This is a genomic window from Streptomyces sp. WAC00040, from assembly GCF_056835925.1.
The window spans coordinates 1,084,407-1,097,631 of record NZ_JAKQZE010000003.1; the positions used below are offsets into that span (position 1 = coordinate 1,084,407).

Annotated in this window: 11 protein-coding genes; 6 read left to right on the plus strand and 5 right to left on the minus strand. The window is 70.6% G+C overall.

Features of this window, described 5'->3' with window-relative positions; genetic code table 11:
- Nucleotides 1–70: 70 nt before the first annotated feature.
- The gene (gene tyrS, locus MDN94_RS30435) at nucleotides 71–1,339 is read left to right on the plus strand and encodes a tyrosine--tRNA ligase (protein WP_482729034.1); all 1,269 of its coding nucleotides are present in this window, start codon (nucleotides 71–73) and stop codon (nucleotides 1,337–1,339) included.
- A gap of 89 nt (nucleotides 1,340–1,428) precedes the next feature.
- On the opposite strand, the gene MDN94_RS30440 is transcribed toward tyrS, so the two are convergent.
- Nucleotides 1,429–1,707 (minus strand): GlsB/YeaQ/YmgE family stress response membrane protein, encoded by a 279-nt coding sequence (locus tag MDN94_RS30440; protein ID WP_482729035.1) that lies wholly within the window; start codon nucleotides 1,705–1,707, stop codon nucleotides 1,429–1,431.
- Between the two features lie 226 nt (nucleotides 1,708–1,933).
- Between MDN94_RS30440 and MDN94_RS30445 the strand changes: the two genes are divergently transcribed.
- Entirely contained in the window at nucleotides 1,934–2,314 is a 381-nt protein-coding gene (locus MDN94_RS30445) for a DUF3099 domain-containing protein (protein ID WP_482729036.1), read from the plus strand.
- Between the two features lie 201 nt (nucleotides 2,315–2,515).
- Entirely contained in the window at nucleotides 2,516–2,752 is a 237-nt protein-coding gene (locus MDN94_RS30450; RefSeq protein ID WP_482729037.1) for a hypothetical protein, read from the plus strand.
- On the opposite strand, the gene moaA is transcribed toward MDN94_RS30450, so the two are convergent.
- From moaA to MDN94_RS30465, 3 genes are all read right to left on the minus strand, one after another.
- Nucleotides 2,735–3,724, minus strand: a complete 990-nt coding sequence (moaA, locus tag MDN94_RS30455; protein WP_441267229.1) for a GTP 3',8-cyclase MoaA — start codon at nucleotides 3,722–3,724, stop codon at nucleotides 2,735–2,737. The genes MDN94_RS30450 and moaA overlap by 18 nt on opposite strands.
- A 150-nt stretch (nucleotides 3,725–3,874) precedes the next feature.
- Complete coding sequence (locus MDN94_RS30460) at nucleotides 3,875–5,512, minus strand: solute symporter family protein (RefSeq protein WP_307705703.1); 1,638 nt, start codon at nucleotides 5,510–5,512, stop codon at nucleotides 3,875–3,877.
- Nucleotides 5,509–5,874, minus strand: coding sequence for a DUF485 domain-containing protein (locus tag MDN94_RS30465; protein WP_482729038.1), 366 nt, complete (start codon nucleotides 5,872–5,874; stop codon nucleotides 5,509–5,511). Before MDN94_RS30465 ends, MDN94_RS30460 begins: the two co-directional genes overlap by 4 nt.
- 255 nt (nucleotides 5,875–6,129) lie before the next feature.
- On the opposite strand from MDN94_RS30465, the gene MDN94_RS30470 reads away from it, so the two are divergent.
- The 3 genes from MDN94_RS30470 (at nucleotide 6,130) to MDN94_RS30480 (ending at nucleotide 12,443) form a co-directional block, all read left to right on the plus strand.
- Nucleotides 6,130–7,659, plus strand: a complete 1,530-nt coding sequence (locus MDN94_RS30470; RefSeq protein WP_482729039.1) for a S8 family peptidase — start codon at nucleotides 6,130–6,132, stop codon at nucleotides 7,657–7,659.
- 76 nt (nucleotides 7,660–7,735) lie between these two features.
- Nucleotides 7,736–9,139: a CoA transferase gene (locus tag MDN94_RS30475; protein ID WP_482729040.1), complete on the plus strand. Its 1,404-nt coding sequence runs from the start codon at nucleotides 7,736–7,738 to the stop codon at nucleotides 9,137–9,139.
- Between the two features lie 193 nt (nucleotides 9,140–9,332).
- Nucleotides 9,333–12,443 carry an NACHT domain-containing protein gene (locus MDN94_RS30480; RefSeq protein WP_482729041.1) on the plus strand — a complete coding sequence of 1,037 codons (3,111 nt, stop codon included), beginning with the start codon at nucleotides 9,333–9,335 and terminating at the stop codon, nucleotides 12,441–12,443.
- A gap of 7 nt (nucleotides 12,444–12,450) precedes the next feature.
- Here the strand turns inward: MDN94_RS30480 and MDN94_RS30485 are convergent, their stop codons facing one another.
- A complete protein-coding gene (locus MDN94_RS30485; RefSeq protein WP_482729042.1) occupies nucleotides 12,451–13,173 on the minus strand; it encodes a VIT1/CCC1 transporter family protein in 723 nt (240 codons plus the stop codon).
- Nucleotides 13,174–13,225: the final 52 nt, after the last annotated feature.

Sequence of the window (13,225 nt, forward strand, 5' to 3'; positions counted from 1 at the left end):
CAATAGACTGGGTGGTAGCGCCCTGCTACCACCCAGCGGGGTTTCCCCTGTTCCAAGGAGACACGACACCGTGACGGACATCGTCGACGAGCTGAAGTGGCGCGGGCTGATGGCCCAGTCCACCGACGAAGAGGCCCTGCGCAAGGCTCTCGCGGACGGTCCTGTCACGTTCTATTGCGGCTTCGACCCCACCGCGGCGAGCCTGCACGTCGGTCACCTGGTGCAGGTGCTCACCATCCGACGTCTCCAGCAGGCCGGGCACCGCCCCCTCGCGCTGGTCGGCGGGGCGACGGGGCAGATCGGCGACCCCCGGCCGACCGCGGAGCGCACGCTGAACGATCCGGAGACGATCGCGCGCTGGGTCGACCGGCTGCGTTCGCAGATCGAGCCCTACCTGTCCTTCGAGGGCGACAACGCGGCGATCATGGTGAACAACCTGGACTGGACCGCGGGCATGTCCGCGATCGAGTTCCTGCGGGACATCGGCAAGCACTTCCGCGTCAACAAGATGCTCACCAAGGACTCGGTCGCCCGCCGCCTGGAGTCCGAGCAGGGCATCAGTTACACGGAGTTCAGCTACCAGCTGCTGCAGGGCATGGACTTCCTGGAGCTGTACCGCCGCCACGGCTGCACCCTTCAGCAGGGCGGCAGCGACCAGTGGGGCAACCTGACCGCGGGCCTGGACCTGATCCACCGGCTCGAGCCGGACGCCGAGGTGCATGCCCTGGCCACGCCGCTGATGACCAAGGCGGACGGCACCAAGTTCGGCAAGTCCGAGACGGGAACGCTCTGGCTCGACCCGGAGATGACGACGCCGTACGCGTTCTACCAGTTCTGGCTGAACACGGACGACCGGGACATCTCCCGCTACATGAGGGTCCTGAGCTTCAAGAGCCGTGAGGAGCTCGAGGAGCTGGAGAAGCAGACCGAGGAGCGGCCGCAGGCACGGGCCGCGCAGCGTGCGCTGGCCGAGGAGCTGACGACGCTGGTGCACGGCGCGGACCAGTGCGCCGCGGTGATCAACGCCTCCCGGGCGCTGTTCGGTCAGGGCGACCTGGCGGACCTGGACGAGGCGACACTGCGTGCCGCCCTCGCCGAGCTGCCGCACGCACGGGTCGGCGAGCTGCTGCCGGTGGTCGATCTGTTCACCGAGGTCGGTCTGGCGCCGAGCAAGTCCGCCGCCCGCCGCACGGTGAAGGAGGGCGGCGCCTACGTGAACAACGTGAAGGTGACCGCCGAGGACGCCGTGGTGGCAGGTGACGACCTGCTGCACGGTCGCTGGCTGGTGCTGCGCCGGGGCAAGAAGAACCTGGCGGCGGTCGAGGTCGCAGCCGGCTGACCGAAGCGGGACATGCCGCGTGCGGGTGACCGGAGCGGGCATGACTGTGGCCGGGTGGGCGTGATCGCCCACCCGGCCACGGGTGTTCGTCAGGCGTGATGCCGTTTCTTGCCGCGGGCGGCGGTGTAGGCCATGTCGCCCAGGAAGACGATGACGATGGCAGCCGCGAGTTGCAGTACGTGCCGGCCCCAGTCGATGCCGCTGGTCTCCTCGATGCCGAAACCACGTGCGACGGCGTTGCCGATGACGGCGCCGATGATGCCGAAGATGGTGGTCAGCCACAGCGGACTGTGCTGTTTGCCCGGGATGATCGCTTTCGCGAGCAGGCCCAGCACGAATCCCACGATGATCGCCCACAACCAGCCCATGGCTGCCTCCTTCTACGGCCCTGCGTGAGCAGTTACGTCGCCAGTCTCGATCCGTGGGCCGTACGGCGCATGTCGGGGTCAGCCGTACGTGTGTCTGCGCGCGCCGGGCACGCAGACGTCGGGCGGCCCCGCTCTCGAACGCGGCGCAGCTCAGGCGTACCGTGGAGGGTCGGAGCAGGGGAATTCCGCCGAAGGTCCGGCGCGGGAAATCGGGTGGTGGAGCACGATGCGGAAGCACGGTGGGACCGAGGTCTTCCGGATCACGGGCGCACGGCAGGGCCTCGCCGACGACGTCCGCGGCAGGCAGCGGCGCTATGTGATCTCGATGTCGATCAGGACGGTCGCCGTGATCCTCGCGGCGGTCCTGTGGAACGTGGAACGCCATGTGGCGATCGTGGCCCTGGCGCTCGGTGTACTACTGCCGTACATCTCCGTCGTCATCGCCAACGCGGGGCGGGAGAACGCCCCTTCGCTCCCGTCGACCTTCGTCGAGCCCCCGGTCCGGCCGGCCGTCGAGGCCGCCCCCGGGCAGCGCGCGGCGGAACCGGAGCCGGAACCGGAGCCGGAGCCCTTCCGGGAGGACCGTCCAGGGGCCGGGCAGCGCTGATACGAGCGGTGTCCGGCGGCTCGCGAAGCTCAAGAAAAGCTCAGATCAATCATGAAGTTCCGGTGCACCGCACCCTGTCCCCCGTGACATACTGCGTACGCGCTCCGCATCCCCCGTCGGAGCGACGGACCGACGCCGGGCAGCTCCCCCCGTGGCTGCTCGGCGTCGCCATGCTGGGACAATGATCCCGTGAATCCTCCGGTGAGTGACGAAACCCCGATCTGTTCGGCCAAGGGCTGCCGTACCGGCGCCGTCTGGGTCCTCGCCTGGAACAATCCGAAGCTGCACACTCCGGACCGCCGCAAGACGTGGCTGGCGTGCGACGAGCACCGCGAGCACCTGTCCCAGTTCCTCGGGGTGCGCGGTTTCCTGAAGGACGTCGTGACGCTGGAGCAGTGGGAGCGGGGTGCCGGGGCCGGGTCAGCCGCCGATGGCTGACATGGGCCGCTCCGGCTGCAGGAACGACGGGTCGTCGAGGCCGGATCCGGCCTTCTTGCCCCACATCGCCAGCCGCCAGATGCGGGCGATCTCCTCATCGGGCGCCTCCGAGCGCAGCGCCGCCCGCAGGTCGGTCTCCTCGGTGGCGAAGAGGCAGGTACGCACCTGACCGTCGGCGGTGAGCCGGGTCCGGTCGCAGGCGCGGCAGAACGGCCGGGTGACGGAGGCGATGACGCCGACCCGGTGCGGCCCGCCGTCGACGATCCATCGCTCGGCAGGCGCGGAGCCGCGCGCGGCGTCGCCCTCCGGGGTGAGGGTGAATCGCGTCCGCAGGGACTGGAGGATGTCCCCGGCGGTGATCATGCCGTCGCGCTTCCAGCCGTGCTGTGCGTCGAGCGGCATCTGCTCGATGAAACGCAGCTCGTAGTCGTGCTCCACGGCCCAGGCGAGCAGGTCGGGGGCCTCGTCGTCGTTCATGCCGGGCATCAGGACGGCGTTGACCTTGACCGGGGTCAGGCCGGCGGCGCGGGCGGCTTCGAGGCCGTCGAGCACGTCGTGGTGTCGGTCGCGGCGGGTGAGGGTCTTGAAGACGTCGGGCCGCAGAGTGTCGAGGGAGACGTTGACCCGGTCGAGGCCGGCGGCCTCGAGGGCCGCGGCGGTGCGCTTGAGTCCGATGCCGTTGGTGGTGAGGGACATCTTGGGGCGGGGCTCGAGGGCTGCGCAGCGCTCGACGATGCCGACCAGTCCCGGACGCAGCAGCGGCTCGCCGCCGGTGAAGCGCACCTCGGTGATCCCGAGGTCGGTGACGGCGATCCGGATCAGGCGGACGATTTCGTCGTCGGTGAGCAGATCGGGCTTGGCCAGCCACTGGAGGCCCTCTTCCGGCATACAGTACGTACACCGCAGATTGCACCGGTCCGTCAGAGAAACGCGCAGGTCAGTGGCCACTCGGCCGTAGGTGTCGATGAGCACTGTGGGCCCCCTCCCCTATTCGCGGATCCGACGGTTTCGAGCCTACGCGACGGCGCCGACAACACCAGGGCCCGATTGGCACGAGGTACGGCACGGCCGCGTCGTAGGAGCCTACGACGCGGCCGCTGACATGCGTGTGTCGCTTTCCTCTCAGTGGGCGCCGATGCCGGTGAGGGACTTGACCTCGAGCTCGGCGTACTTGCCCTCGTCGGGCTTCTCCTTGGTAAGGATCGAGCCGAGCCAGCCGAGCAGGAAGCCCAGCGGGATGGAGATGAGACCCGGGTTGGACAGCGGGAACCAGGCGAAGTCCACGCTCGGGAACATCGCGGACGGGCTGCCGGAGACCACCGGGGAGAAGAGCACCAGGAACACCGAGGAGGCGAGGCCTCCGTAGATGGACCACAGGGCGCCCTGGGTGGTGAACCTCTTCCAGAACAGGCTGTAGAGGATCGTGGGCAGGTTGGCCGAGGCGGCGACCGCGAAGGCGAGCGCGACGAGGCCGGCCACGTTCAGGTCGCGGGCGAGCGCGCCGAGGGCGATGGAGACGATGCCGATGAAGACGGTCGCCCAGCGCGCGGCGCGGACCTCCTCCTTCTCCGTGGCCTGTCCCCTGCGGATGACGTTGGCGTAGATGTCGTGCGCGAACGACGACGAGGAGGCCAGCGTGAGTCCGGCGACGACGGCGAGGATGGTGGCGAAGGCGACGGCCGAGATCACGGCGAGCAGGATCGCGCCCCAGGCGGAGTCGACGCCGCCGATGTGCAGGGCGAGCAGCGGGGCGGCGGTGTTGCCCGCCGGGTTGGACGCCTTGATCTCCGCGGGTCCGACAATCGCGGCGGCGCCGAAGCCGAGCGCGATGGTCATCAGGTAGAACGCGCCGATGATGCCGATGGCCCAGTTGACGGACTTACGCGCGGCCTTGGCGGTGGGCACGGTGTAGAAGCGGATCAGGATGTGCGGGAGTCCGGCGGTGCCGAGGACGAGCGCGATGCCGAGGGAGATGAAGTCGAGCTTCGTCATACCGTCGACGCCGTACTTGAGGCCGGGCTCGAGGAAGGCGTCGGGGTTGCCCTTCTGCCCGACCTCACTGTTCTTGGCCGCCTCTCCGAGCAGGTCGGAGATGTTGAAGTTGAACTTCCACAGCACCAGGAACGTGATGAGCAGGGTGCCCGCGATGAGCAGGACGGCCTTGACCATCTGCACCCAGGTGGTGCCCTTCATCCCGCCGATGGTCACGTAGACGATCATCAGCAGACCGACGAGGGCGACGATCGCGATCTTTCCGCCGTCGCTGGTGATGCCGAGCAGCAGCGAGACGAGGATGCCGGCGCCCGCCATCTGCGCGAGCAGGTAGAAGATCGAGACGACGATGGTGGAGACGCCGGCGGCGGTACGGACCGGGCGTTGGCGCATCCGGTAGGCGAGGACGTCGCCCATCGTGTAGCGGCCGGAGTTGCGCAGCGGCTCGGCGACCAGCAGCAGGGCGACGAGCCAGGCGACCAGGAAGCCGATCGAGTAGAGGAAGCCGTCGTAGCCGAAGAGGGCGATGGCGCCGGCGATGCCGAGGAACGAGGCGGCCGACATGTAGTCGCCCGAGATGGCGAGGCCGTTCTGGAAGCCGGTGAACTGGCGTCCGCCCGCGTAGAAGTCGGCGGCGTCCTTGGTCTGCCGGCCGGCCCAGACGGTGATGAACAGCGTTCCGACGACGAAGGCCGCGAAGAGCGTGATGATCAGCGGCCGGTGCTCGGTCGTGGCGCTCGAGGCCGCGAGGTGCAGGGCGGGGCTCATGCGTCGGCCTCCATACGGGACTTGATGGTTTCGGCCTTCGGGTCGAGCTTCGCGGCGGCGTGCCGGGAGTAGAACCAGGCGATGAGGAACGTGGTCAGGAACTGCGCGAGGCCGAAGACGAGAGCGACGTTGATGTTGCCGAAGAGCTTCGTGCCCATGAAGCCGCCGGCGTAGTTCGAGAGCAGGACGTAGAGCAGGTACCAGGCGATGAACGCGATGGTCAGGGGGAAGGCGAAGGAACGGTATGTGCGGCGCAGTTCGCCGAATTCCGTACTCTGCTGCACCTGCACGAACGACTCTGTCGTGGGCTGGGCGGTGCTGGTCTGCGTATCGCGCTCGGGCGGCGGTGCCTCGGTGGTCACGGAATCTCCTCGCGACGCGGGTGCGGTGGGGATGGACTGGGGGATGCCACTGGCAGGGGCGGTTCGATGTTGCTCCACTCCCTGACAACGGCACGGAGCACGCGCCGCACTGGTTCAGCCCCGGTCTTTTTCTTCTGCACTTCCTTCGCGAACTCATTGAATCCGGACCTTGATCAGCGATAGCTTCACTCGTCATGTACCCGCCCATTCGCACAGGGGTGTCTGGGCGGTTGTCACGGATGATGTGGAGAACCCATGGCTCATCTGGGATCCAGACGGCGCCGCGCCCTCGCGCTGCCCGCCGGTCTGGCGCTCACGGCCTCGCTCGGCTTCCTGCCCGCGGGGGCCGCTACGGCGGCGCCGGTCGACGACGTACCTGCGGCGGTCCAGGCGGACGGACCCAAGCTGTCGTACGTCGTGAACGTGAAGGGCGGTCACGGCACCGCGAAGTCGGTCAAGAAGGCCATAGCCAAGGCCGGCGGAACGGTGGTGATGGCCTACGACCAGATAGGCGTCATCGTCGTCCACTCGCAGAACCCGGATTTCGCCACGACCATCCGCGGTGTGCGGGGCGTGGCGTCGGCCGGTGCCACGCGCACCGCGCCTCTGGCGCCGTCGGCCGACATGGCCATCGAGTCGGAGCGTCCGCTCACCGCCGACGAGGCGAAGGCCTCCGCCGCGGTGGCGACCTCGGGCCAGGACCCGCTGGAGCCCCTGCAGTGGGACCTCCCGGCCATCAAGGCCGACAAGGCGCACGAGAAGACGCTCGGCAGTGACAAGGTCACGGTCGCGGTCATCGACACGGGTGTCGACGACACCCACCCGGACCTCGCGCCGAACTTCGACCGCGAGGCGTCCGTCAGCTGCGTGGGCGGCGTGCCGAACACGGCGGACGGCGCATGGCGTCCGGGTCCGACCGAGTCCGACCACGGCACCCATGTCGCGGGCACGATAGCCGCCGCGAAGAACGGCGTCGGCGTCACCGGCGTCGCGCCGGGCGTGAAGGTCTCCGGCATCAAGGTCTCGCAGCCCGACGGCTTCTTCTACACCGAGGCCGTCGTCTGCGGCTTCGTGTGGGCGGCGGAGCACGGCGTCGACGTGACCAACAACAGCTACTACACGGACCCGTGGCTGTTCAACTGCAAGAACGACGCGGACCAGAAGGCCCTCGTCGAGGCGGTCTCCCGTGCCACCCGCTACGCGGAGGGCAAGGGCGCGGTGAACGTCGCAGCGGCCGGCAACTCCCGCATGGACCTGGCGGCGGACGAGCTCACCGACACCACGAGCCCGAACGACACCACCCCGGTCGAGCGGGTCATCAACCCGCGCGAGTGCCTCGACATCCCGACGCAGATCCCGGGCGTCGTCACGGTGTCCGCGCTGGGTGCGAAGGGCCTCAAGGCCTCCTACTCCAACTACGGCAACGGCGTGGTCGACATCTCCGCCCCCGGCGGCGACGCGACGCGCTACCAGGCGCCGGACGCGCCGGCGGTCGACGGCCGGATCCTCTCCACGGTTCCGGGCGGCTACGGCTACAAGGCCGGTACGTCGATGGCCTCCCCGCACGTCGCGGGCGTGGCGGCGCTGATCAAGTCGACCCACCCGTACGCACCGCCGGCCCTGGTCAAGGGTCTGCTGTACGCGCAGGCTGACGACACGGCGTGCACCAACCCGTACGACATCGACGGCAACGGCACCGTCGACGCGGTCTGCGAGGGCGGCGAGCGCGACAACGGCTTCTACGGCACGGGCGTCACCGACGCTCTGGACGCGGTCCGCCGCTAGCGGCTTCATGTGAGGGGCCCGGTGCGCGATCCGCACCGGGCCCCTTGCGTTGTGGCGCCGGTGCCATAGTGAGTGCATGGCCCACTCACCCTCCGATTTCCCGTCCGGCGGTACCGCCCAGGCATGGGCGGCTCTGGGTGGTGATCCGGCGCTGCTCGGCCGTGTCGTCCACAAGGGTGGCGGCTCGCTGCCGTCCCGGCTGCCGGTCATGGAGCTGGCGCGCGCCACCGCCGGGGTCTGCTCCCTCGCCGCCGCCGAGCTGGCCGCGCGGCGCGGCGGCGGTCCGGTCCCCTCCGTGACCGTCGAGGACGGTGCGGTGACGACGGCGTTCCTCAGTGACAGGCTGGTGCGGGTGGACGGCGTGGCGCCGGCCACGTTCGCACCGCTGTCCCGGTTCTGGCCCGCGTCGGACGGGTGGGTGCGTACGCACGCCAACTACCCTCATCACCGCGCCCGGTTGCTCGCCGCGCTGTCCCTGCCCGAGGACGCCGGAGTGGAGGCCGTCGCCGACGCGATCGGCGAACGCCGCGCCGTGGACGTCGAGGAGAGCGTGTACGCGGCGGGCGGCCTGGCCGTGGCCATGCGCAGCGGGGACGAATGGGCGGAGCATCCGCAGGGGGCGGCCACCGCCGGGCGGCCCCTGCTGCGGGTGGAGCGGCTCGGCGACGGCTGCCCGCCGCGGGCAGCGAACGGCGGGACCTGCCTGCCCTGTTCGGGACTGCGTGTGCTCGACCTGACCCGGGTGCTGGCCGGACCGGTCGCCACGCGGTCGCTCGCGCTGCTGGGCGCGGACGTGCTGAGGGTCGACTCCCCGTATCTGCCGGAGAGTCAGGACGCCCACGGCGACACCGGGACGGGAAAACGGTCCACCCGGCTCGACCTGGGCGCGGTCGCGGACCGTGCCGTGTTCGAGGAACTGCTGACCCGGGCCGACGTGGTGGTGACCGGTTACCGGCCGGGCGCCCTCGACCGGTTCGGTCTCTCTCCGCAGTCGCTGGCCGAGCGCCGTCCGGGCCTGGTCGTGGCCCGGCTGTCGGCCTGGGGCGGGTACGGGCCGTGGGCAGGGCGGCGTGGCTTCGACAGCCTGGTCCAGGCGGCCGGCGGCATCGCCGCCGCGGAGGGCGACGAGGGCCGACCGGGCACACTGCCCGCCCAGGCCCTCGACCACGGCACCGGGTATCTGCTGGCCGCAGGGGTGCTGCGCGCGCTGACCGCACAGCACGACGCGGGCGGAACGCGCCTGGTGGAGGCCGCTCTCACACAGACGGCGGCCTGGCTGACCGGTGGGCTCGTCAAGGCACCGGACGGGGACCCGGCGGCGTACGACGCCGATCGGTGGCTCACCGAGAGGGACAGCCCCATGGGCCGTCTGCGTCACGCCGTTCCGGCGGTGGGCTACGAGGGCGGGCCGACCGACTGGGCCCGCCCGCCCGGAATTTGGGGCACGGACGCGCCGAAGTGGGCAGACACCACTGCTTGACGGCACTTCGGCGACCGCCACGCCGGGCGCCGGACAGGCGGCGCGGGTCCCCTGATGCGCGTGCGCGGGACGCGACCGTCTCCGCCCGCGGAGGGTAGGCCGTCCGCACCACGGGCATGCACCGATGACCGGTGCTGCACGGACCGCGGACCGTACGATCCGGTGGCCGGTGGATTCACGGGGAGGAACCGCAGTGCAGGGGTTGGAAGCCGTCGTCCTACGACTGGCCGGGACGCTGGCCGTGACCGTCGTGAAATCGCTGATCGCCGCACGCCCGGGTGCGGGCCTGGTGACTGGCCGCAGGGCCGCGCCGCTCCCCCGGCCGGACCCGGCCCCGGTGGCGAGGAAGCTCGCGGGCCGGCTCTCGGACCCGTACACCGACCTGCCCGACCACGAGCGTGAGGCAGCCGTCGAGGCGGTACGGGACACCGTCCAGGCCGCCGGTACGGTCCGTCCCGACCGGCTGTTCGCACTGGACCTCGACCCGGAGCGGCTGTTCCGGACGCTGCGGGACCCCGCGGCCGGCCTGGCCGAGCGGGGCGTGGAGCTCTACGACGAACTGCTGCGGCTGTGCTGCGCGCACATGGTCGAGAACCTGACCGCCGACCAGTCGTTCATGGCACGGGCGGCGGTGGAGCAGACCCGCAGGGCGGGCCGCACCGAAGCACTCGTCGAGGACGTCAGGGACCGGCTCGGCCCGCGCCCGGAGGCGGTCGCCCTCGGCTTCGAGGGGCGGTACGCGGACTATGTGGCACAGACCCACGGGCGTCTGGAGCTGTTCGGGCTGACGCTCGGCAGATCGGGGAGCGAGTGGCCGCTGGACACGGCGTACATCTCCCTGGCGGTCAGCGGCGACGGGCCCCACCAGGAGGGTTTCGGCCTGCCGCGGACCGGACAGGTCGCCGTGAAGGCGGAGCAGATCCTGTCCTCTGCCGACCGGCTCGTCCTGCGCGGTCCTGCCGGGTCCGGAAAGAGCACCCTGGTGCAGTGGCTCGCGCTGAACGCCGCCCGCCGCAGTTTCGGCAAGGACCTGGAGGACTGGAACCGGTGCGTGCCTTTCCTGTTGCGGCTGCGGGCCTTCACGTCGTCCGACACTCTGCCCATGCCGGACGCCTTCCTGCGGGCGGCGGGGGTCCCGCTGCACGGTGAGGCACCCGCCGGCTGGACGGAGAAGCTGCTGACGGACGGCCGGGCGCTGATCCTCGTCGACGGGGTGGACGAGATCCCCTCACGGCAGCGGCACCGGACGGAGAACTGGCTGAAGTCGCTCATCGCCGCCTACCCGGACGCCCGCTACGTGGTGACGACCCGGCCGTCGGCCGTCCCGGAGGACTGGCTGTCCCGCCAGGGATTCGTCGGGCACTCGCTGCTGCCGATGGAGCGCGACGACATCCGCTCGTTCATCGGCCACTGGCACGAGGCCGCCCGCCAGGAGTGCCTGTCCCAGAGCGAACGCGCCCAGCTCGACACCTACGAGACGTCCTTGCGCAAGGCTGTCTCCACCCGCCGCGATCTGGGGCGGCTGGCCACCAACCCGCTGATGTGCGCCCTGCTGTGCGCGCTGAACCGGGACCGCAGGATGCAACTGCCGCGCGCCCGCAAGGAGCTGTACGACGCCGCGCTGGACATGCTGCTGGTGCGGCGGGACACCGAGCGGGAGATCGTCGGTGTGGAGGGCGTCGATCTGACGCGTGAGGAGCAGACCGCGCTGCTTCAGCGGCTGGCGTACTGGCTCATCCGCAACGGTCAGGTGGAGGCCGAGCGCGCCGAGGCGGTGGAGATGGTGGGCGAGTGGCTGGCCGCCATGCCGCAGGTGCAGGGCAGCCCCGAGCAGGTGTTCTCCCACCTGCTCATCAGGAGCGGTCTGCTGCGTGAACCACGACCGGGTGCGGTCGACTTCGTGCACCGGACGTTCCAGGACTATCTGGGCGCCAAGGCCGCGGTCGAGGCCCGCGACTTCGGGGTCCTCGTGCAGAACGCGCACGACGACCAGTGGGACGACGTGGTGCAGATGGCCGTCGGTCACGCCCGCGTCGAGGAACGGGTCCGCCTGCTGCGGCACCTGCTGCGCCGCGCCGACCGGGCGCAGCGCCACCGGCACCGTCTGGTGCTGCTCGCCGCGGCCTGTCTGGAGCACGCCCCGGAGCTGGACCCGGAGATCCGCGCGACAGTTCAGTCGCGCACGCAGGAGCTGCTGCCCCCGCGCACCCAGGAGGACGCGGCGCAGCTCGCCAAGGTCGGCGAACTGGTGCTGGAGCTGCTGCCCGGGCCGGAGGACCTGGAGGAGTACACGGCGGCGGCCGTGGTGCGCACGGCGGCCCTGATCAAAGGGGACGCCGCGTTCGAGGTGGCCGCGCGCTTCCGGCAGGACGCCCGGCTGTCCGTGGCGTTCCAGGTGTCGACGGCGTGGGGCTCGTTCGACACCGAGTCGTACGCCAGGGACGTGCTGGCGGCCGGGGCGTGGAACACCTCGTACCTGCACGTCCAGACGCCCGAACAGCTCCACGCCCTGCGCCACATACCCAAGGCCCGGCGCCTGCATGTGGCGGGCGACCACCACGACCTCACTCCGCTGCTCGCGGTGGAGGACCCGGAGTGGCTCTTTCTGTACGAGAACGGCGTGGTGGACGATCTCACGCCGCTCGCGTCGTTCCGGCGGCTCACGGAGGTCGGCCTGAGCCGGTGCCCGGAACTGCGCGACCTGCGGCCGCTGGCGCGGCCCGGAATCGAGCACCTCTCCCTCTGGGAGGTTCATCCGGATGTCTCGATCGAGCCCTTGCGGGACATGCCCGACCTGCGCAGCGTGATGCTCTCGCAGCCGCTGCTCATCGAGAGTCTGGCGGAACTGCCGGTCGGACCGGGACTCGTCCACCTCGGGCTCCACCACCAGACCCGCTATGTGAGCCTGGAGGGCATCGAGCGGTGGCCGTTGCTGGAGACGCTGTCGATCGCGGGCCAGTCACAGCTGCGTCAACTGCCGTGCCTGCCACTGCCACCCTCGCTGACGAGTCTGAGCCTGTACGAGCTCGACCCTCTCGACCCGCGTCCGCTCCTCGACCACTGCACGTTGCGGCGGCTGTACCTCTGGCGGTGCGAACTGCCGTACGGCCTCAGCGCGCTGCGCGAGCTGCCCGCGCTCACCTCACTGGAGCTCTCGCAGTGCTCACCGTCCGGAGCGCCCGTCGACATCGGACCGCTCGTCGCGATGCCCGACCTGAAGATCACGGTCACCGACGACACCCCGGTCGTCGGCATCGACCGCTTCCCGCCCGACCGCGTCGAGGTGAAGCGCGTAAGGACCTGACAACGCCTCAGACACCGACCGCGTCGAGCGACGAACCGGCGGCGTACGTCACCGCCATGGCGAGTGCCCCGCCGCACACGTTGCGCAGGACGGCGGGCCCGGCCGCGGCGGCGCCCAGCCGAGCGCTCCACCAGCCGGTCAGCGCCAGCGCCGCGAGCACCGAGAGGACCGTGACGAACAGGCGGGCCGACGCCGGAGGCAGCACGATGGCCAGCAGCGGCAGCAGCGCACCGGCCGTGAACGCCAGGAAGCTGGCGCCCGCCGCGTGCCAGGGGCTGACCAGCTGGTCGGGGTCGATGCCGAGTTCCACCCGCGCGTGCGCGCGCAGCGCGTCACGGTCGGTGAGCTGCACGGCGGCCTCCCTGGCCACCTCCTCCGACAGACCACGGTCCGCCAGCATGCGGGTCAGCTCGTCCAGTTCGGCCTCCGGCTGCTCCTTCAGCTCCCGCTTCTCCACCGCGAGCGCGGCCATCTCCGAGTCGCGCTGCGTGGAGACGGACACGTACTCGCCTGCCGCCATCGACATCGAACCGGCGAGCAGTCCGGCGAGGCCGGCGGTGAGCAGCGCCGGCCGCGAGTCCGTCGCACCGGCAACACCGACGACGAGGCCCGCCGTCGAGACGATGCCGTCGTTCGCGCCGAGGACGGCGGCGCGCAGCCAGTTGAGGCGCGTGCCGAGTCCACCGGGGTGCGCCTCGTCCTGTTGTTCACCGCCGGTCGCTTCACTCATCCGGGGAGCTTCTCACGCAAGGAAGTTGGGGACGAGGAGCCACACCCCGGCC